The sequence below is a fragment of the Pseudoalteromonas sp. Scap03 genome (genome assembly GCF_013393115.1).
Lineage (GTDB): Bacteria > Pseudomonadota > Gammaproteobacteria > Enterobacterales > Alteromonadaceae > Pseudoalteromonas.
Map to the genome: position 1 here is coordinate 1478244 of NZ_VDEU01000001.1, position 21808 is coordinate 1500051.

The 21808-nt window shown below is 38.0% G+C and carries 15 protein-coding genes, 6 tRNA genes and 1 pseudogene; 12 read left to right on the top strand and 10 right to left on the bottom strand.

Annotation, left to right across the window (positions count from 1 at the left end; translation table 11 throughout):
- Positions 1–117: 117 nt before the first annotated feature.
- On the bottom strand, positions 118–1431 hold the full coding sequence (locus FHG08_RS06695) for a peptidoglycan DD-metalloendopeptidase family protein (protein WP_178955089.1): 1314 nt from the start codon (positions 1429–1431) through the stop codon (positions 118–120).
- 491 nt (positions 1432–1922) lie between these two features.
- Here FHG08_RS06695 and tyrS point away from each other — a divergent pair, with 491 nt between their 5' ends.
- On the top strand, positions 1923–3122 hold the full coding sequence (gene tyrS / locus FHG08_RS06700; protein WP_178955091.1) for a tyrosine--tRNA ligase: 1200 nt from the start codon (positions 1923–1925) through the stop codon (positions 3120–3122).
- 49 nt (positions 3123–3171) lie between these two features.
- Here tyrS and FHG08_RS06705 read toward each other — a convergent pair whose 3' ends face one another.
- The 4 genes from FHG08_RS06705 to folE2 form a co-directional block, all read right to left on the bottom strand.
- Complete coding sequence (locus FHG08_RS06705) at positions 3172–4125, bottom strand: regulatory signaling modulator protein AmpE (protein ID WP_178955093.1); 954 nt, start codon at positions 4123–4125, stop codon at positions 3172–3174.
- A complete protein-coding gene (mtnN, locus tag FHG08_RS06710; RefSeq protein ID WP_138604939.1) occupies positions 4126–4833 on the bottom strand; it encodes a 5'-methylthioadenosine/S-adenosylhomocysteine nucleosidase in 708 nt (235 codons plus the stop codon). It abuts the gene before it with no gap.
- Between the two features lie 112 nt (positions 4834–4945).
- Positions 4946–5542, bottom strand: coding sequence for a DUF2726 domain-containing protein (locus FHG08_RS06715; RefSeq protein WP_138604940.1), 597 nt, complete (start codon positions 5540–5542; stop codon positions 4946–4948).
- Positions 5543–5635: 93 nt separating this feature from the next.
- Positions 5636–6559: a GTP cyclohydrolase FolE2 gene (gene folE2, locus FHG08_RS06720; RefSeq protein ID WP_178955095.1), complete on the bottom strand. Its 924-nt coding sequence runs from the start codon at positions 6557–6559 to the stop codon at positions 5636–5638.
- Positions 6560–6765: 206 nt separating this feature from the next.
- On the opposite strand from folE2, the gene arcB reads away from it, so the two are divergent.
- Complete coding sequence (gene arcB / locus FHG08_RS06725; protein ID WP_178955097.1) at positions 6766–9084, top strand: aerobic respiration two-component sensor histidine kinase ArcB; 2319 nt, start codon at positions 6766–6768, stop codon at positions 9082–9084.
- Between the two features lie 8 nt (positions 9085–9092).
- On the opposite strand, the gene arcA is transcribed toward arcB, so the two are convergent.
- The 4 genes from arcA to trmB form a co-directional block, all read right to left on the bottom strand.
- Positions 9093–9809, bottom strand: a complete 717-nt coding sequence (gene arcA, locus FHG08_RS06730) for a two-component system response regulator ArcA (RefSeq protein WP_008110444.1) — start codon at positions 9807–9809, stop codon at positions 9093–9095.
- A 456-nt stretch (positions 9810–10265) separates the two neighbouring features.
- A complete protein-coding gene (locus tag FHG08_RS06735; protein ID WP_178955099.1) occupies positions 10266–11867 on the bottom strand; it encodes an ATP-binding protein in 1602 nt (533 codons plus the stop codon).
- Between the two features lie 183 nt (positions 11868–12050).
- Positions 12051–13076 (bottom strand): methyltransferase, encoded by a 1026-nt coding sequence (locus FHG08_RS06740; protein WP_178955101.1) that lies wholly within the window; start codon positions 13074–13076, stop codon positions 12051–12053.
- A 36-nt stretch (positions 13077–13112) separates the two neighbouring features.
- On the bottom strand, positions 13113–13838 hold the full coding sequence (trmB, locus tag FHG08_RS06745; protein ID WP_010390835.1) for a tRNA (guanosine(46)-N7)-methyltransferase TrmB: 726 nt from the start codon (positions 13836–13838) through the stop codon (positions 13113–13115).
- Between the two features lie 150 nt (positions 13839–13988).
- On the opposite strand from trmB, the gene mutY reads away from it, so the two are divergent.
- Complete coding sequence (gene mutY / locus FHG08_RS06750; RefSeq protein ID WP_178955103.1) at positions 13989–15050, top strand: A/G-specific adenine glycosylase; 1062 nt, start codon at positions 13989–13991, stop codon at positions 15048–15050.
- A gap of 34 nt (positions 15051–15084) precedes the next feature.
- Positions 15085–15357, top strand: a complete 273-nt coding sequence (locus tag FHG08_RS06755; protein WP_008110439.1) for an oxidative damage protection protein — start codon at positions 15085–15087, stop codon at positions 15355–15357.
- Positions 15358–15435: 78 nt separating this feature from the next.
- Here the strand turns inward: FHG08_RS06755 and FHG08_RS06760 are convergent, their stop codons facing one another.
- On the bottom strand, positions 15436–18219 hold the full coding sequence (locus FHG08_RS06760; RefSeq protein ID WP_178955105.1) for a hybrid sensor histidine kinase/response regulator: 2784 nt from the start codon (positions 18217–18219) through the stop codon (positions 15436–15438).
- A gap of 306 nt (positions 18220–18525) precedes the next feature.
- Here FHG08_RS06760 and FHG08_RS06765 point away from each other — a divergent pair.
- From FHG08_RS06765 to FHG08_RS06800, 8 genes and pseudogenes are all read left to right on the top strand, one after another.
- Positions 18526–18601 (top strand) — tRNA-Phe (locus tag FHG08_RS06765).
- Positions 18602–18672: 71 nt separating this feature from the next.
- Positions 18673–18748: transfer RNA gene (locus tag FHG08_RS06770), tRNA-Thr, on the top strand.
- A 48-nt stretch (positions 18749–18796) separates the two neighbouring features.
- Positions 18797–18872: transfer RNA gene (locus FHG08_RS06775), tRNA-Phe, on the top strand.
- Positions 18873–18932: 60 nt separating this feature from the next.
- Positions 18933–19008 (top strand) — tRNA-Thr (locus tag FHG08_RS06780).
- A 49-nt stretch (positions 19009–19057) separates the two neighbouring features.
- A tRNA-Phe gene (locus FHG08_RS06785) sits at positions 19058–19133 on the top strand.
- 43 nt (positions 19134–19176) lie between these two features.
- Positions 19177–19252, top strand: a tRNA-Thr gene (locus FHG08_RS06790).
- Between the two features lie 200 nt (positions 19253–19452).
- Positions 19453–20599, top strand: a pseudogene (locus FHG08_RS06795) (IS3 family transposase).
- Between the two features lie 291 nt (positions 20600–20890).
- Entirely contained in the window at positions 20891–21796 is a 906-nt protein-coding gene (locus tag FHG08_RS06800) for a restriction endonuclease (RefSeq protein ID WP_178955107.1), read from the top strand.
- The last annotated feature ends 12 nt before the right edge of the window (positions 21797–21808 follow it).

The following is a 21808-nucleotide window of genomic DNA, read 5'->3' on the forward strand; positions in this document are numbered from 1 at the left end:
CAATGGGTAATTCGTGAAACTATTCAAATATCTATGCTGGTTGGTATACTCATGACATACAAAAAAGCCTTTGCGGGTTATCCCTGCAAAGGCTTTTTTATTTAATCATTAAGCTTTTTATTTAAGTGCCAACTGAAGTTCTCGGTTACGCTCAAGTTGCGCAATAAAGTTATCAGCAATAGGCTTAAACTTAGCAAGCTCTGAGCGTGGTAATGGCTCAGATTTAGGTAGTTTCACAGTTTTGGGGTTACGATGAACACCGTTAACTAAAAACTCATAATGTAAATGTGCCCCAGTTACTCGACCTGTTGAGCCTACAGTACCAATTTTCTCACCTTGTTTGATTTTTTGCCCTGTTCTAACTAGACGTTTGTTAAGGTGTAAGTACTTAGTAACGTATTGTGTACCGTGGCTTATAAATACGTAATTACCGTTATATTTACTGTAGCCCGCTTTAATAACTTTACCATTACCTGATGATACAACAGGCGTGCCTGTACGCGCAGCATAGTCAATACCTCGGTGTGCTTTTACTTGTCCTGTAACAGGGTGTAAGCGGCGAGGATTAAAGCTTGAGCTAATATATTTAAAGTTTACCGGTGCACGTAAGAAGGCTTTTTTCATACTACGCCCTTCAGGGGTATAAAAATTACCGTCGGTGTGTCGAATTGCTGTGTAACGTTCGCCTTGATTTATAAATTCTGCGGCAATAATCTTACCGGTGCCAATAAATTCACCATCAACAAAATGAGATTCATATATTAAGCCAAATTCATCACCTTTACGGATGTCATTTGCAAAATCCACGTCCCAACCAAATATATCGGCAAAGTTCATGATTTGGCGCTCACTTAAACCAGCAGCAATTGCTGACGTCCAAAAACTGCTAGAAATTTCCCCACCGGCGGTTTTGCTCAGTGTTTCTATTTCTTTGCTGTCAATTGAAGTATCGTATTGGCCTTCGTCATTAAGGGTGACATATAAGGTATCTGTTTTAGATATAACGTAACGCAACTGAGCCAACGAACCATCTTTTGCAGTAGCAAAGCTTAGTGTTTCACCTGGATGAATTTTGGTAAGCTTGCGTGTTTCAGCATTTGTGTTAACCAGTTTATAAAGCGTTTGCGCAGAAAAACCAGCGCGCTTAAAAATGTTCGCTAAATTGTCACCATTTTTAACAAGGTGATCAACAAAATCATATTCTGGAAGCTTTTGTGCTGCTTGCTCTGAATTTAAGTCAGTGAGTTTTTCGTTTTCACCTACTTTTATTTGTAATTCGTAACGCTTACCAATCTCTAGCGTGTTCTCGCTATTGTCTTTGGATGCAGTGGCTTTTTCAGAAGGTAAAAAGGCTAAGGCAACAATAGCAGAAACCAAACCTAGAATAAGCATTTTGTGTTTTTTGGGGAGCGTGTTAACCACGTGGACCATAACGTGCCTTTTTCTGCTGTCAAGATAATAAATAGATTATATTGCAGGATATAACGAATAATCTATGAATACTAGTATTTTGTAGATTTAAACTCGCGTTAAATTAAGCTAAAATCATAGGGTATTCAGGCTGTTTGTGTGTAAAGTTGAATAACAGCACTATTTTATATTCTTGGATACTTTGCTTTTTCATCGTAATGTTAAATTAGCTTTTAAAACGATTTAATTGCGAGAAGTGATTAATTTACAAACTGTTTTTTGGTTTGTTATAAACACTTCTAGTGTATTATTAATCGCTCGTTTATATCCCTTTTTAGAACGTACGCCCTGCATTATAGTTGATGCTGCGATTAGTTAAAAAAGTTGTTCTAATTAAGTGGAAATTTGTTATGTTAGCTAAATAGTTTTATTTGCTTTGTTATAACGCGCTAACAATAAATCGTGAGCATATTACACCCCTTCGTTGTCAGAATTTTTTGGAGTAACACACAGTGGATTTACAAACCGCTCTAGCAGAGATAAAACGCGGTGCAGAAGAGATATTAATTGAAGATGAGTTAGTTGAAAAATTAAAGTCGGGGAAAAAGCTAAAAATTAAAGCTGGTTTCGATCCTACGGCTCCAGATTTGCACCTAGGTCACACTGTACTAATTAATAAAATGAAAACCTTTCAAGATTTAGGTCATGAGGTTATTTTCTTAATTGGTGACTTCACCGGTATGATAGGCGACCCAACGGGCAAAAATGTTACCCGTAAGCCACTGACTCGTGATGATGTGCTTGCTAATGCTGAAACCTATAAAGAACAGGTTTTCAAAATTTTAGACCCAGCTAAAACAACCGTCGCTTTTAACTCTACCTGGATGGAGACATTGGGCGCGGCTGGAATGATAAAATTAGCAGCTCGCCAAACTGTGGCACGCATGCTTGAGCGTGATGACTTTAAAAAGCGCTATGCTGGCGGTCAATCTATCGCAATCCATGAGTTTTTATACCCACTAGTGCAGGGCTGGGATTCAGTCGCACTTGAGTCTGATGTTGAGCTAGGTGGAACTGATCAGCGCTTTAACCTATTAATGGGTCGTGAGCTGCAAAAAGATGAAGGTCAAAAACCACAAACCGTACTAATGATGCCTTTACTTGAAGGGACTGATGGCGTTCAGAAAATGTCAAAGTCACTAGGAAACTACATAGGTATTACTGATACGCCTAGCGACATGTTTGGTAAAATCATGTCAATTAGTGATGTACTAATGTGGCGTTACTATGACTTGCTAAGTAGCCTTTCTATTGAGCAAATTGCAGCGCAAAAACAGCGTGTAGAGCAAGGCACTAACCCGCGCGATATTAAGATTGAATTAGCGAAAGAGTTAATTGCACGTTTTCACAGTGAAGCCGATGCGCAAGCTGCTCATGATGACTTTATTCAGCGCTTTCAGAAAAAAGCACTACCTGATGAAATTCCAGAGCTGACAGTTAATATTGATGAAGACACTATTTTAATTGCTAACTTACTAAAAGAAGCTGGCTTAGTGGCGAGTACTTCAGAGGCCATGCGTATGATCAAACAAGGCGCAGTAAAGCTTAATGGCGAAGAAAAAATTACCGATACCAAATTGGAAGTAGCAAAAGGAACAACCGCTATTTACCAAGTAGGTAAACGTAAGTTTGCAAATATTACTGTAGCCTAAAGTTTCAGAGATTATAAAAACCAGCTTCGGCTGGTTTTTTTATAACTGATCAAAAAGTTAGAACAGCCCTAATAATTTCAACGCTAATAATAATTAGTAGCCAAAAAAAACGGGCTTGATTTAGGGTATTGAGTAGCTTTGGCATATCATCGGCAATTGGCAAGCGTTCTACACCGACCCGCATTTTATTGAAACGCTGCTCAATATAAATAGCAGGCCCACCAAGTTGCACACCTAAAGATGCAGAGCACACACTTAATAACCAACCTGTATTTTTTTGATAAAAATGTCGGCCATAATGCTTAATATAATGCATGCTTTTTTTACTGGCTTTAAGTGAAGCTATTGTCAGCGCGAGTAACCGAATGGGAATGTATTCAATAATAAAAAGAATCAGTTTAAGCGGCGTCAAAAAAGAACTGTCGGGAGCTATATCAGTGCGCCACGCTTGTTGGATTAAGGTAAGCAAGCGGTAGGCGAGAGTAGCAATGGGGCCCAATAGTAAAAAAATGAAAATAACTACAAAATAATGACGGGCCGTTCTTAGTATGACACTTTCCATAACCGCTTTAATAATCCCTGGGTTTGAAAGTGCCTTAACTTCTCGGGCTACTAGTGGTTTTAATAATTCTCGAGCAGTTGATTTTTGATTTTTTTTGGTCAATTTCGCAATACGTATCGCTTTTTTATTTATGCTACTGCTTTCTAGGCACAAGTATAAAATAAGACCGGATAGTAGTTCAGGGTAAAAGGCAAACTCCAGCAGTAAAACCACAATAATCATAATCACAGTTAGAACAAGTGTGCTTGCTAGTAAAGCGGCTAAATAATGATATTGTTTGCTGTCTGCTTTTTTATAAACACGCTGGCCAATTGCGTTAAAAATGGCAGAAAGTATATGATTAGGGTGATACCAGCTAACTAAAGGTAAAAAGCGCTCAGCTAGGAGCGCACAAATAAATACAATAAAGTCCAAATGATTTTGAACAATATTATTGAGCATTTACAGCGTAACCGCTGTTAACTTTTCTAGTAATGCCACAACCATTTTTGATGAATTAATAGAGGCTGTTTCTAAGTACTCTTCAAATGATTGCGGTGACTCTTTGCCAGCAATATCAGACATTGAGCGAATAACAACAAATGGTGTGTTAAGTGCAAAACACGTTTGTGCAATTGACGCACCTTCCATTTCTACTGCTAGCATTGTAGGGAAGTCATTGCGTGTTTTTTCAATACGAACAGGGTCACACATAAATGAGTCACCAGTACAAATTAAACCAACAAGCGTTTTTACTTCGCTGATTTGTGCAATTGTTTGTTCGGCGGCTTCTACTAGCTTAGGGTGTGCTGTAAAGCCTGCAGGCATTTGTGGTACTTGGCCAATTTCGTAACCAAACGCTGTTACATCTACATCGTGATGACGAACTTCTGATGAAATCACTACATCGCCAACGTTAAGCGAAGGGTCGAAACCACCGGCAGAGCCTGTGTTAATAACACAATCAGGCTTAAAGTTATCGATAAGTAAAGTGGTTGCAATAGTTGAAGCAACTTTACCAATGCCTGATTGCACTAAAGTAACAGTATTACCAGCAAGCTCACCAGTATAAAATGTAAAGCCTGCTTTGGTTAAAACCTGTGGATTTTGCATCGCTTCGCGCAAAATTTTAACTTCTGGCTCCATGGCGCCAATAATACCAACATTCATAGTGTTAAATTCCTAAGTTTGAATAGCCTGATTATACGTGAAGTCTGCTATAAAAAACAAAAAAGCGAGTCATTTAAAATGCTCGCTTTAATAGATTGCTTTAACTCAGTAGTTATATTTCAGCAAGGGCGGTTGAATGTGCTTTTGCTTGAGAAGGTGATAATACCGCAGGCTTATGGACTCTAGTACGAGTCGGGCGTGCAGGTTGTGATTTAGCAGGCTTGCCTAATTTAAACATAATGGCATCGCGAACTTCACTTGGGCGGTAGCCTGACTTTACTTTCATACGAATATGTGGAATGCCAGCGGCTTCTAATGCACCGTTAACAAACCAATCACGCTGTGCTTTGTGACCATCTTTGTTGGCATTATTAACTAAGTCAACCGCAGCCACTATGGTCATTTTTTCTTTGTCGACTAACACAAAGTCGAGCTGCTTATTTTTTGCTTTAGCCAATGCCGCACGTTTAGATTTGACAGATAGACCTTGTTTACAGTCAATCACATCGATTAGTTTAACGCGACTAACAATTTTATATTGGTCGCCAACAGCGCGTTCTAATAAATTCAGAAACGCCCCTTCTACTTGGGTAAATACACTTTGCTTACGAGTAAAAGGATAAGGGTTTCCGCCGTCATCACTAAATTTTGACGCAACTACAGATGCCCCAACAACTAGCACTAATATTAATAATAAAGCGAATTCCATACGGTAACTCCATAACAACAAATTGACACTGCTTTTCTAAAGCAATTTATGTGCCCAAATAGTTGTTATGGTTATTTTAGATACCGTTGGTGTTTATAGTGCTGTGTATCCGCCCTCTATACCTTTTACTGCAATCGCAACGGCATCATGCGCATGCAGAGATTCATAGTGGTTAATTTGTAAAAAATAGTCGCTAAACTGTTTTGCTTCTAAGGTAGTTTTAATTTTTCGTGCTGCGTCTTCACAAAACATCAAGTTTTGACCATTTAAACGAGCAAACTCTTGTTCGTCTTCACGTTTTACCGCGGCTTGTACTGGTGTTTTAAGCTCATCTTCTAGTAAGTTTATTAAGTTAACTACATCAAACGCTTGAATGTTTTGATCTAGCTTTACTTTAACATTAGCAATAGAACGCTGTGAATGCGGGGTTGCTACAATGCCTTGAGTTGTTCCAAGCCACTCTAAAACCTCTGATTGAGTTAGTGTTTCTTGAGCAAACTTTTCGCTAAACGCATTTTGGATAAGTTGACGAGCAAGGGCTGCAGAGCAGGGGCAGGTTGATGAGTAAGTAACATCAACACTTAGCTCAAAACTAATAACACCTTGGTTTATAGTACTGGTAAGTATAACTGGGTAGCTTTTCCAGCCGGCTTTGCCACTAAGTAATGATTTACGGCGCAGCGGTAATTCAAATTTAAATTCGATTTGTGCTTTATCGCTTAAGCCTTTATGGCTGGTGATAAAGGTATCTAATGCTTGTGCTAAAGTGTGCGGGTTGACCTGTTGCTCCGTTGAGAGGTGATCAAGTGCTAAAAACAGACGCGACATGTGGATGCCTTTGGCATCTTCTTGGTGTAAATTAACAAAAGCGCGAGCTTTTGCATTAACAGTAACTGGAGCTAAATCAAGAGATTCAAAAATAAAAGGCAGCTCTATATCGGCCATTCCTACCCAGTCTAATTTACCTGTTTGTAATGCTGCAGCTGTGTTAGCAATATCTGGCATAGTCGTTTGCATGATACGTTACTCGTTATTTGCAATATTTAAAAAATCACATTTTACACTAAATAAAGAATTGCTGAAATGCAGCAAATAACAGCAAACATGAAATTTTACTGTTTTTATCGCACAACATGAAAATAGCTGATAGAAAATGCTAAAATTAGCTTTTAATCATACTTACTTATAAAAACTAAGCATTTAGCCAAGAGAAACACTGATATATGACAGATTCTTCTTTGAACCCGTGGGTTCGAGTACTTTCCAGTTCAATAACTCGTTTTGGTGAGTTTAAAACTGCAGCTATTTGCTATGCATTATTACTGACGGTATCGATGGTTTTATCGAGTATGTTTTACTATGTTGCTATTGGAGAAGTGAACTTAGTTGATATATTAGCTATAGTATTTTTTACTTCAGTTGTTTCTCCTCTGGTGATTAGCGTACTGCTAAACTCTATTCGGCAACTTGATGCCTCTTATGCCTATTTAGATAGTGCCACAAAACAAGAAAAGCTTTTAAATCAAACTCTCAAAGACAATATTAATCGTTTAAACATTGAAATTGACGAACGTAAAATGGCCTTCCATGCCAAGCATAGGGCAATAGAAGAGCTCAGACGTGAAATTGCAGAGCGTAAAAAAACGCAACAAGAGCTCGCACAACAAGGTATGTTACTGCGCTCTATTGTAGACTCCTCACCAGATTTATTTTATTACCGTGATAACAATGGGGTGTTTGCCGGTTGTAATAAAATGTTTGAAGAGGTGATGGGCAAAACCAGTGGAGAATTAATTGGCAAAGCCGCAGAAGAGATATTTCCAAGCCACTTTTTATCTGAAGTATTAAGAACCGATGAGCAGGTTGAACGCACTCATCAAGGTTTAACTATCGATGTAGAATATTCTGTAAATGGTGAAATAAGATGGTTTGAACTGAGAAAGCTTCCCTTCATAAATGAGCAGGGCGATTACATTGGTTTGCTAGCCTTTGGCCGTGACATTACCAGCCGTAAAGAAGCCGCGCAGGCACTGGAGACTGCTTATAAAGATAAAGGGAAATTTATTGCCACCTTGAGCCATGAATTACGCACTCCGCTCAACGGTATCGTTGGCTTAACTCGGATGCTATTGGATACTGAACTTAATAAACAGCAGCGTAGTTGGTGTAATACGGTGTTTTCAAGTGCAGAGACATTGGGTAATATATTTAACGATATTATAGATTTAGATAAAATAGATCGTGAGCAATTAGATATTGCTGCCAACGAAATTAATGTTTCTGACTTTATTAATGACGTGGTTAACTTTGCAGGCCTCATTGCGGAGCAAAAAGAGCTTTCTTTTGAAGTAAAACGCTCTGGAACACTCGATATATATGCTCTACTTGACCCCACTCGTTTACGCCAAGTGGTATGGAACTTAATTAATAATGCGGTTAAATTTACCCAGCACGGTAGTGTCACCTTAGATTGCGGTAGAGAAAACCGTGAAGATGGCCCATGGCTTATTATAAAAATACTCGATACCGGAGAAGGGATTCCACAAGAACAACTTACACGCATTTTTGATATGTACTACAAAGCACCTGACCTTAAAGGGACCAATGCGATTGGTTCAGGTATTGGCTTAGCCGTAACAAAAGCGCTAGTAAGTGCTATGAAAGGCATTATAACTGTTAATAGTACCCCAGGAGAGGGCAGTTGCTTTACCGTTCAAATTCCGCTGAATTTATGTAGTGCTCCTACCGAACATAGTTATGTAGGGCGTAGCTTATATATTTTATTAGTGGAAGATGTGCCACTTAATGCTGAAATTGCTACTAATTTATTAGAACAACGTGGTCATGAAGTGTTGTGGGCTGAAACAGGTGAAGATGCTTTATCGTTTGTAGAAACCGAAGATGACCTAGATTTAGTGTTGCTTGATATGCAGTTGCCTGATATTAATGGCGATGAAGTAGCAAGACAAATACGCGCACAAAGCCATTTTAACCAGCTACCTATTGTGGCACTTACCGCCAATGTTCGCAGTGCTGAAGAAGAGCTTGAGGGTATTTCTATTCAAGGAGCGTTGGCTAAACCAATAAATACTAGCAAATTAGATAATATGCTCGCTGAACTCTTTGGTATTAAACAGTCGCAAATTGAGGCTCCTCAACGAGTAGTCAATCAAGAGTTGTTAAATCAAATAAATACTGACTTGTTAGATATTGAAACCATTGAAGACTTTGTAAACTCGATGGGGGTTGAAGTATTTAAACGCAGTAGTCAGTTGTTTAAAAAGCTAAATCCGCAATATCAACATGAGCTATTAGAATCATTAAAAACAGCAGACAGAGAAGAATATAAATCCGTTGCGCATAAGTTAAAAGGTGCCGCTGGTTCGGTAGGTCTGAATGATGTGCAGTTGCATGCAAAGCAAATGGAGCATGGTGCGCTGGAACAAAGTGATGAAGTATTAACAGTTTGGCTTGATGAATTAGCAGACAAAATAAATGAAGGACAACAGGCCCTTCATTTATTTTTACAACAATTAGAATAAAAAACTAATTAGCTGTCGATTTTACCAATGAAGCGGTAACCTTCACCATGAATGGTGCTGATCAACTCAGACGTTGAATTGTCGCTTTCAAAGTGCTTACGAATACGTCGAATAGTAACATCAACTGTACGGTCGTTAGCGCGAAGCTCACGGCCAGTCATGTGTTTAATTAGTTGCTCACGGCTAAATATACGACCTGGTGAGTCAAGCATTAAACGCAGTGCTCTGTATTCCCCTTTCGGTAGACGTTTTGCATCTCCATTTGGAGAAGTAAGGCAACGACTGTTTTCGTCAAGTTCCCAACCGTTAAAGGTGATCACGCCATTGGTTTCAATAGCTGATTCTTCACCACCTAGTGCGGTACGCGTAATTAAGTTACGTGCACGAATAGTTAATTCACGTGGGTTGAAAGGCTTAGTAATATAGTCATCAGCACCAATTTCAAGACCTAAAATACGGTCTACATCGTTGTCACGGCCTGTTAAGAAAATAAGACCAACTTTGCGTTTTTGGCGTAATTCGCGAGCTAAAATAAGCCCGTTTTTACCTGGCAGGTTGATGTCCATAACTACAAGATTGACGTCATCGTTATTTGTAAGCTTATCATGCATATCATCGCCATCAATGGCTTCAATAACTTTGTAACCTTCAGCTTCAAATAAACTAACGAGGTTTAGTCTAGTTACGTCTTCATCCTCTACGATCAGAATGACTGGCGTTTGCATCTTTAATTAACCTTTTTGGAGTGTGTTTTATTTATAAAATCGGCATGATTATCAGAGCCGACTACTAGAATTATAGGATTATATCTAAATGTTAACAAGTAAAAACAAATTAGATATAAACAGCTGCGTGCCCAAACCTACTATGACGTATTATTAAAAACCGCGGCTTAATTGATACTTAACGTTGAATGTATAATTTGAATTGTAGAGTCGAAGCCATTTCCCTTTAATAATTGATACATCCATCAACCACCTAAAGATACTTAAAATAATCAGACTAATTCAAAACGGAATTATATCACTTTCCAACTTTTCATCAATGTATGTGATATGTAAAACACAATTAAGTTCCTCAATTGTGTGAAATACAGCGTTAATGATACAACTGTTTAGTTGGTTATGTCTTAGTATGGTCATAAAGTTGTAATTCAAGTGGGTAAAAGCGTTCTTTCGCTTTTAGAGTGTAATAATAAATCGGGCGCCTTGCTGATACTCGGTATCTAACACAATTTCTCCGGCTAATGCTTGAGTCACTAAATTGTAAACCAAATGCATTCCTAAACCACTCGCCCCTTGGCCGCGCTTTGACGTTACAAATGGGTCAAATATTTTTGCTCGTATACTATTTTCAACACCTAGCCCGTTGTCGGTGTAGGTAATTTGTGTTTTTGTTTTCGTTACCACAATATCAATCTGTACTTCATTGTCATCGCCAGCTTCAAAGCCGTGCAGCAGGGAATTTAAAATAAGCTGATGGAATACTTGCTGTAGTGGTCCTTTTTTACTTTCAACGGTTAAATCTGCTGGACAATTTATAAGAACTTTTGGGTTTTTAAGTTTTAGCTCTTGCCCCATAGACAGTAGCGTGTCGTTAATTAAGTGTTGTAAATTAACAGTGCTGGTTATTTCATCATCTTTGAGCACCGCGACTTTTTTAAAGTTAGAAATAAGTTCTGCAACGCGGTTTAAGCTGCTATAGATTAGGTCTAAGTTTTCAATACCATCATTAGTAAATTGCTCAAATTGACTCGCGGTTAATGATTTATTATGAAAATTAACCTGTAGCTCTGCGAGTTTATCTCGCAGTAAAGTAGAGCCTGTAATACCAAGTCCAATTGGTGTATTTACCTCATGGGCAACCCCTGCCACCATTTGCCCTAATGAAGCCATTTTTTTGTTTTCGACAATTTGAGTTTGGTATTGATGCATCTTTTCTAGAGTAGATAACAGCTCTTTATTGGCCTCTCTGAGCGCAATAGTGCGTTGACTCACTTTCTCTTCAAGGTTTGAGTTTAGCTGCTTAATTTCTTGTTTATCTTCTTCATGGCGCTCTATTTGCCTTTGTGTGCGTGCAAGCATTACATTTAAGCTATTAGAAAGCCGAGTTATTTCAGTGAGGTTCGTTAAAGGCGCACGCGCATAGTAATTATGTTTTTTAGCTATGTTTTGCAACAACAAGCTTAAGTTTTCAATCGGGCTGGCAATCCTTTTTTGTAGCCTTAAAATAATCAAAGAAATAAAAATAAGTATTAAAGCCATAATAACGATATCAATTATAATCTTTTTAGTTATTAGCTGATTTAAGTTATCTAAGCTGCCTCTAATATAGACATAGCCAAGCAGCTGTTCATTATTGAGTATTGGGGTAATGTACTCAATGTACTCATCGCTAACTTGTGGTTCAGCAAAGTCATCAATGTTGTCCGTTTTAATAGGGACAGGTGGTGATTTTCGGGCATTAAAGCTGGTAAAAAACACTGGTTTATTGGTTTGCTCATCTAAGGCATATATATGTAAATTTGTAACGGATGATACTTGTTGAAGCAGCTTCAAACGTCTTTCTTCTGCAGGCCTATTTTTATTTAGTAATGAGGGCATCGCGTCAAATGCAATGATCTCAGATACCAACACAAGTTTACTAATGAGCTGTTTTTTTTGCTCTTGTGCGCTTAAGTAGGTAGAAATTGAAAGCGATAATAACAAACAGATAGCTGTTATAAGCATGATAGTTTTAAACAATATGCTACGAATGCTATTTTGCTTTACAGTTTTGGGCATTGCGAGAAGGTCATCCGTGTCAATTGTGAATCTAATAGGTAATAGTTTAGCAAAAACAGAAAAAAGTGAAGTAAAAAGATTAGCTTAATTACACTTTTTATTTTTAGCTAATCTACTTATAAAACATAAATATTTGGCTAAAATAGCCCATATTTATGTTTTGACAGGATATTAATAACTTTTTTAGCTACTGTATACGGCAAATTTATTGTTTTTAAATACTGTGTGGTAGCTGTCAAATTGGGTTTCTAAAATAGGTGGGTATTTTAAAAAGCTATTAGCTACTATAGTCAGTTTGCCTGCCTTAGTTAAATGTTGCTTGGCATGGGTTAAAAAAGATTCCGCAACGCTGTAGTCAGTTGCAATCCCAGTATGGAAGGGTGGGTTGCTAATAATTAAATCAAACTTGCCAGTAATATTATTTAAACCATCACTGAGTATGGCTTCACCGTTTACATTATTTAACTTAAGCGTTTGTGTTGTTGCATAGGCTGCAAGTGCACTTACGTCACTACAGGTAAATGTCAGAGCTGGAGTTTTTAGACCTAAAAAAGTAGCAATAAGGCCTGCGCCACAACCAAAATCAAGGACTTTTCCGTGTTTTAAGTTAGGAGCATTTTCTAGTAGCATTTTCGTTCCAGCATCTAGCGCACCATGATTAAACACGCCCGGAATACTGACCGCTGTAAACTCAATATCCCTTACACTTACAGTAAACTCTTTATGGTAAGTACTAATATCAAACGTGCTATTGAGAGTTAGTTCTGAAAATGAAAATAAAACACAATGTTTTGCTGAGTCTATTTTATTACTAAACTCGGCCTTACCGGCGAGTTGCTTTTCAATTGACTTAACACCGCTCTTGTTTTCGCCAACAACGAGTAGCTCTGCATCTTTGCTTATCACAGCACGTATGTTGTCTAACGCCATTAATAGCTCAGGTTTAGATTTAGGGTAATAAAGTATTACCAAATCATAATCGCCCGAATTAATTGTGTGGCTGATGGTTACGTCAATACCCGGTATGTTTTTTGCAAATTCACCATTAGCGTGATTATAACTAAAAGCGGTTATTTTACTTTGTGGATTGAGCGTTTTTAGCTCATTTAAAAAGCCATCTTGAACAAAGTTGACCACCAATATTGATTTACCTTTTAACTCTTCACTGTTACGAAGTAATAGTAGGCTCGGATTGGTTAATACGCTCATAAATGGCTTTACCTTACTTAATTATTTAATTAACGGTTACTTAGTACGTTCGAACATTAAATCCCATACGCCATGACCTAAACGCTGACCACGCTGTTCAAATTTAGTCAATGGACGTAAATCAGGGCGGGGGACATAGTCGTTAGTCTCAGATTGGTTTTTGTAACCTGGGGCTGCTTGCATCACTTCTAACATATGCTCTGCGTAGTTTTCCCAATCGGTTGCCATGTGAAATACGCCACCGATTTTTAATTTAGAGCGAAGTTTTTCAGCAAACTCAGTTTGTACAATGCGACGCTTGTGGTGACGCTTTTTGTGCCATGGATCAGGGAAAAATAATTGTAAGGTTGATAAGCTTTCATCGCTTATACAATCAGCAAGAACTTCTACTGCATCGTGTTCAAACACACGCAGATTAGTAACGCCAGCTTCGTCAGCATCCATTAAACATGCGCCAACGCCTGGGCGATGAACTTCTATGCCAATAAAGTTAAGATGTGGTGCATTTTTTGCCATTTCAACCAATGACTTGCCCATACCAAAACCAATTTCTAGGACTACATCATTGTCATTGCCAAAAACTTCGCTTAAATCAAGTAGGCCGTTTTTATGCTCAAGCCCCATTGTTGGCCAGCATTTTTCGATTGCAGCAGCTTGGCCTTTGGTTAATCGACCTTCGCGTTTTACAAAACTGCGAATAGTGCGGATATACTTACCTTCTTGCTTAGCTTGCTCAAGGTTGTTGTTACTTGATTCACTCATATTATTGGCCTGACAAAACAATGTGTTTAAAAATGGTTGCGTATTATCCCTGACCAGCGCTAGGTTGACAAGCATTAGGGCGTTATAGCTTGATCTTTTCAGTCACTACAATAGACTGAGCCGCCATTGAGCATTAGTAAAAAAGTAAATATGTTGGATTTAAAAAAACAGCAGTCAGATTGGTTTTCCAACCAAGTAGTTGACTGGTATCACCTTCATGGGCGCAAAACGTTACCATGGCAATTAGCTAAAACGCCTTATAAAGTGTGGGTATCTGAGGTGATGTTACAGCAAACTCAGGTTGTCACTGTTATTCCTTATTTTGAAAAGTTTATGCGAAGCTTTCCCGATATTATTGCTTTAGCAAATGCTGATGAAGATCAGGTTTTGCATCATTGGACAGGTTTAGGTTATTACGCTCGTGCACGTAATTTACATAAAACCGCTAAAATAGTTCGAGATAAATACCAAGGTCAGTTTCCTAGCACGCTTGAAGAAGTAATGGATTTACCCGGAATAGGGCGCTCTACTGCGGGGGCTGTTTTATCATTATCTTTGGGGCAGCATCACCCTATTCTTGATGGCAATGTTAAAAGAGTGCTTGCTCGTTTTTTCATGGTTGAAGGTTGGTATGGAGTTAAAAAAGTAGAAAATCAGCTTTGGCATTTAAGTGAACAACTCACTCCTAAAAATAATGTTACAGAGTTTAATCAAGCTATGATGGATTTAGGTGCAAGCTTATGTTCGCGCAGTCGCTTTGATTGTGAGGCATGCCCATTAAATAGCCGTTGTGGTGCGTTTAACGCTGGTAAAGTTAAGGAGTTTCCTCACTCTAAGCCTAAAAAAGTAGTGCCTAAAAAAAGCTGCCACCAGTTAATTATCAAGCATAACGACAAAGTGCTCATGGAAAAGCGCCCGAACAGTGGTATTTGGGGCGGATTATTTGGATTTTTTGAATTTAATGAGTACAGCGAGCTCGAAACTTTTTTAGCGCAACAAGGGCTTAAAAGTGACCTTAATGAAGTAACGCCTTTTACTCATGTATTTTCACATTTTGAGCTGACGATTAACCCGCATGTACTTAATATTGAGAAAGCCCCGGATGTTGTTAATGACAAGCAGCTGGTGTGGTATCCACTCGATCAATCAATAGAAGTAGGGTTAGCGGCACCGACTAAAAAGTTGGTTAAACAAATTACGGCAATAGTATAGAATAGCGTTATATTTAGCATTAAGGGGAAGAATCATGGCACGTACAGTATTTTGTCAAAAGTTACAAAAAGAGGCCGAAGGCCTTGGTTTTCAGTTATACCCTGGTGAACTTGGTGAGAAAATTTTTAATAATATTTCTAAAGAAGCCTGGGGGCAATGGCAGCATAAACAAACTATGCTGATCAACGAAAAGCATTTAAACATGATGGATCCAGAGCATCGTACTTTTTTAGAAGAGCAAATGGTTGGCTTTTTGTTTGAAGGTAAAGAAGTTGAGATTGAAGGTTATAAGCCAGTAGAAAAATAAATTAACTGTGCTTAGGATAATTAATAAAAAAGGGCTATAAGCCCTTTTTTATATTGTGTATACCGATGAATATTTTAGTTAAATCAAGTCATCTTGCTGATCGTTGTTTCTAATTTGTTCTTTTAAAAACTGTGCTGCTCTTGAATATTCAATTTCAAGCTCATCTCTCATCTTAATTAATTCATCAGCTTTTATTTCATCACTTTTACACTTATCTTCAAATGACTGCGCTAAATCAGCAACAATGTTAGCTCCTACTGTCTTCGATATAGATTTTAATTGGTGGCAAGCGGATAAAATTTCAGCTTTATTGCTTTGCAGCACCGCGAAGTTAATCGCTTTAATTTGTTCTTGGCTCTGCTCTAAATACATTTTAAAAAAGCGGATTATTTTAGCGTCATCGCCATTTATATACTTATTCGCTGACTCCATATCAATAGGCATGATTGGTTTTTCGGTCGAATTCACCTGTTGTGGTTGTTTGCTATATAAGTCATTCCATTGCTTTAATGTGTCCTCAAGTGCATTTAACTCAATAGGTTTAGTAATAAAGTCGTTAATACCTACAGCTAAACATCGCTCTCTCTCTCCTTTTAGAGCATTGGCAGTAACAGCAATAATATAAGGTTGTGCGTCAATCGATTCGAGCAATGACGCTTCTTCTCTAATTTTTTCAACCATATCGTAGCCAGACATTTTTGGCATATGTAAATCGGTTAAAATGAGCGAGTAGCTATTTTTACGCCACATATCTAGGCCTTCTTCACCGTTATTAGCCACCTCTACACTGTACCCTAGTATATGTAATTGTTCGGTGAGTACCTCTTGATTTAATAGGTTATCTTCTACCAATAATACTAGCCTATTTGCTGCCAGCGCTTCTTCTGAGTTTAGGTAGTGATTCATCGTTCTGGCTTTTTTAACTTGCTTAGGTTTATGCAAACCTGCAGCCACCAAAATTGAAAGCATGAAGTTAGATTTACATAATGGAGAAGCATTAATATAAAAAATACTTTTATGATTAATTACTGCTTCATCTAATTTACTTAATACCACCATTTGCTGGTTATTATCTTCTAGTGAGTAAAGTAAACTTCTTAGTAAGGTACTAATACTATTCATGTCTTCAATGCCATCAACAACCCAAATAATATCCTTGGCATCTTGGTGAGCTTCTACATCTTGTTGTTCATGAGCATAGGTTATTTTAGCCCCCATAAATGACAAGTAACGATAAATTACTTTACCGCGCTCTGCGTCGCTGCTGACAATAATGACATGTTTACCATTAAGTGTATTTTTATGGGCAAATTCAGTTTTACCTGCAGTTGAAAAAGGCAGTTCAACGGTAAATTCACTTCCAATCCCTTCATGGCTTGTTACATGTATAGTACCAAGCATTAGCTCGGTTAAGCTTTTACAAATTGAAAGACCAAGCCCTGTTCCACCGAACTCTCGCGTAATTGAGCTTTCTGCTTGAGTGAACGGGTTGAAAATTTTTCTTAACTGAGATTGGCTCATTCCTTTACCGTTATCACTTACACAAAAACGCAATGTAAAGTGATCGGCGGTGTTATTTGCTACCTCTACTGATATTCTTACTTTCCCCTTCGTTGTACCATTGGTGCTAGTAAATTTAATGGCATTACTACACAAGTTATATAGCACTTGGCGAACCCTGCCTGAGTCGCCCATAAGGTTATTAGGAATATCGGGTGCAATTGATAAATCGAGTTCTAAATGACGGTTTTTAGCAACCGACGATAATACCTTGGCTACTTCTTCTAGTGTATCTGCAATAGAAAACGGAACAGGATCTATGTTGAGCTTTCCAGCCTCAATTTTAGAAAAATCTAAAATATCATCTAAAATACTCAGTAGCGAAAATGCGGATTCACGAATAATAGTACTAAGGCGTTGCTGAGCACCATCAAGCTCTGTTTGGCGAAGTAAATCAATGGTGCCAATAACACCATTCATTGGTGTTCTTATTTCATGACTCATGGTGGCTAAAAAGGTGGTTTTAGTTTCACTCGCCTTTAACGCTTTTTGAGTTTGTTTTTCTAATTCAAATGTTCTGCTTTGTACTTCTGTTTCCAGACTGGTTTGTAGCCTTTTTAATTCTTTTTGTGCAGCTTGGTCGTCAGCTAGAACCATACTTACTTTTTTCAGCAATAAATTAATTTGTTGAGCAACGGTTTCTAACCCTCCATCAAGTTGCTCATCAAGCGTGCTTTGATAATTATCATTTTGTGTAATAGCCTTGAGTTCTTGAGTGAGAGAATCGGTATTTTTATGTAGTCGTTTTTTAATGTACTTATTAAACGCTATAGCGAATGCAAACAATGCGATCAGAGCAACAATAGCGGCAAGATATGCACTCATTGATAAATTTTGTGTCGATGATGAAATTAAAGGTTGTTTCTGCTCAATGATAAGTTCAGCAATTACTTGTCCCTCTGATGAGATTAAATGATGCAGAGTATTTTGCTCTTTAATGTATTTGCTAACAGCTAAAGGTGCAATCACTATACTATTGTTGCTATAAACTAACTCGGCTTTATTATTTGCATTAAAACGATGCAGAGTATATTTAAAGTCATTATTGAGTAAGCTTGCAATATCAAGAAGTAATTTGGCTTTGTTTTGCCCGTATGTTGTTAGTGCTTCAACAATGGGCTGCTCAAGGCGTTCAGCAAGTTTTGTGAGTGCAATAGTAGAGGGTTGGGGAAGTTCATTGTTCTCAGCATTGCTTTGTGAGTAAAGCGAATAGGCGACTATAAATAATGTGGAAATTATAAGGTTACTAACTAAAAATATAGGTAGTAGGCCCTTTATTGCTGAAGAGAACTTACTCTGCATGAGTTTTCCTATCGTGGTTTTATTAAAACGGTAAGCCTGTACCGAAAGCTATTGACTAATCGTAACACCTAAAAAAAATAATTCACTACGTTTTTTAAACTCTTTTGTTGAATAAATGCACGGTATGAACGAGATTTGTTGTTAGTTGTTTGAAAACCGTTCAAACAGTTGCAAAGGATAAAAAAAAAGTTGACTTGTAAGGGTAAAACTCGTTTAATACGCCGCACGCCCAGATAGCTCAGTCAGTAAAGCTATGTGGGAGTCGAATTATTAATCCGTTGTGATTACTAATAAGCACTGTTAAGTGCCTCGATAGCTCAGTTGGTAGAGCAGAGGATTGAAAATCCTCGTGTCCCTGGTTCGATTCCGGGTCGAGGCACCATTTATTAAAGTAATGGTGTTTAGATATTTATTTAAACATTTTTACGCGTGCCTTAGCACACAGTTTTGTGTGCCGACTTAGCTCAGCTGGTAGAGCAACTGACTTGTAATCAGTAGGTCAACCGTTCGACTCGGTTAGTCGGCACCATTTTATAAAAGTGAAATGCTTAGAGCAGTTCACTTGCACTGTTTAAGTGCCTCGATAGCTCAGTTGGTAGAGCAGAGGATTGAAAATCCTCGTGTCCCTGGTTCGATTCCGGGTCGAGGCACCATTTACAAAAAAGTTATCAATCTTTAAAATTGATAAAGTGCCTTAGCACACAGTTTTGTGTGCCGACTTAGCTCAGCTGGTAGAGCAACTGACTTGTAATCAGTAGGTCAACCGTTCGACTCGGTTAGTCGGCACCATTTATTTTAGTTAAGTGTTTTGATAGCATTTAATTAGCACTGTTTAAGTGCCTCGATAGCTCAGTTGGTAGAGCAGAGGATTGAAAATCCTCGTGTCCCTGGTTCGATTCCGGGTCGAGGCACCATTTATATAAAGCCTTGCTCATGCAAGGCTTTTTGTTTTAGTGTGCCGACTTAGCTCAGCTGGTAGAGCAACTGACTTGTAATCAGTAGGTCAACCGTTCGACTCGGTTAGTCGGCACCATTTATCAGATAAGCCCAGCATTAGCTGGGCTTTTTTGTATCTACCGCTTGGCTAAATTCTCAATCAATTTTCACTTGCACCAATATTTTATCTACCCTTTATTATTCATGGCTTTCACACCTGTTTGTTATTTATTGGACTTCCCATAGTTTGCTAGACACCCAATGAGTTACATTGTAACTTCTAAAAAGAAGTGTTTTATGAGCAAAGGCGAACGGTATACCCAAGAGTTTAAAGAAGCGGCTGTTAAACAAATTACTGAGCGCGGATATTCAGTCGCAGAAGTCGCTGAACGATTAGATATTTCTACTAAACGTTATATCACTGCGGAGCCAGTTATCAGATAAACCTAAAGCCGTTCAATCATCCGATTGAAAAATTGAAGATCGCTAAATTAGAAGCGCAATTGAAACGTGTAACGGAGGAACGGGATATTTTAAAAAAGGCCGCAAGGTACTTTGCCAGCAACCCCGAGTAAAGTACGGCTTCATTCGTTATCACCAAGATGAGTTTTCCATTACGACGATGTGCCGCCTTTTTAAACTGCATCGCAGTGGTTTTTATGCGTGGTTAGAAAAGCCTTTAAGCGATAGAGCGCTTGAAGATAATCGTTTGTTGAAACTGATTAAAGAATTTTATGTAGCCAGTGGCGGCACATATGGTAGCCCTTGGATACATGCAGACTTGCGTGAAGCCGGTGAGCAATGTAGCGTAAACCGTGCCGCTAAGATTATGCGACAACATAAGCTTAAAACGCAAATTGGGTATAAGCGTCGCCATATTAAAGGCGGAAAGACATCGCGGATTGCAGATAACTTATTAGCGCGCCAATTTAACCTGCCAGCACCGAATCAATCCAGGGTTAGCGACATAACTTACATAAGAACTTATGAAGGTTTTTTATATGTGGCGACAGTAATGGACTTATTCTCTAGGCGTATTGTGGGTTGGTCGATGGATAAAAATATGGACAAGCACCTTGTTATAAACGCACTGTTGATGGCTGTATATCAACGTCAACCGAAGGCTGAGGTAATGGTACATAGTGATCAAGGTAGTCAATACGGTAGCGCTGACTATCTCGTATTTATGAAGGAACATAACCTTGTGCCTTCAATGAGCCGCGCTGGGAACTGTCATGATAATGCGGTTGCTGAAAGCTTTTTTGCGACAATTAAAAAGCGAATAGTTAAGCGTAAGATATACTCGATACGCGAAGATGCGAAAGCTGAGATTTTCAATTTTATAGAAATGTTTTACAATCCAAAAAAGCGCCACTCACATACAGGCGGTGTTTCACCTGCTAAATTTGAGGAAGCGTACTATTCTGAGTTAAAAACTGTCTAGTGAAAGCTGGGAAGTCCATACTCAGCAATGATGATAATGTTGATTAAGAATCAAAAGCATTGAAATCAGAATTCACTAGTCAAATGAACCGATTAAAACATCAATACAGTGAGCAGTACGAAAAAATTCAAGACATGATAACCGACTTAGATAATAGGCATGATTATCAAAAGTCGTGTTTAAATTGGTTTTATGTCATGTGCTGCACCTTATTTATAATTGTAATAGCCCTTTTTCTTTGGCACTTACCATGGAAGTTAATTTTAGGAATTTAGTAGGAGCAGTTGTAACGTGCCTAAAAGAACTAACGAATATCAAAAGCTTGTACTTGCTATCAATAAGCACTTAGCATCATCTAATGCAATTGTTACAGAGTCAAAAATGTTGTACGACCCTGTTTCCGAGCAAGACCGAGAAATAGACATATTAATTGAAGATAACTCAGGCCCTTATAAACTTACAATAGGTATAGAGTGCACGGCTAAATCACGCCCAATTGGTGTGTCAGTAATTGAACAGTTAATTACTAAACATAAAAACGTCGGCATCCAAAAAATAGTAATTGTTTCAAAATCAGGATTTACTGTATCTGCACAAAAATTTGCAGAAAAAATGCAAATTGACGCTATATCTTTTGGTCAAGCATTAAGCCAGTCATGGCCATCATTCTTAAATAAAGCTAGAGATGTGAGGTTAATACTAAATTCAACAACAATTGACGACATAGACTTCAATGTAACCTTTATGGAAGATGCTGAAAAAGTTGAATATTCGCTAGAAAGCACAGTTTTAACTGATACAAATGAGAGATTGTTAATTTCAGATTTTGTTTATCATTTGATTTCATCATCTTCAACTCACAATATTAAAGAAAGCAACGTAGTTGATGTTGAAGTGATATATGGTGGCTCTAAACATCATGGTGAATGGACATTTAAGCATGAAATAATAATTACCGATAAGAACGGAGTAAAAGCTAAATGCACTAAGATGTCAGCCAACTATACTATTGTGTGTTCTTCATCACCAGAGCAACTTAGCTATGAAGATTTTAAGAATAAACCTGTAATATACGGCTCAAGTGATAACTTAGGAGCTAATAAAGATACTAATATAACAGTTACAGCAACAGGTAATAATGAAGGGGTTTCTATGGCTTTTAATATCAGTTCTCGTTCAGGATTAAACTTAAGGTAGTATTTTAACTAA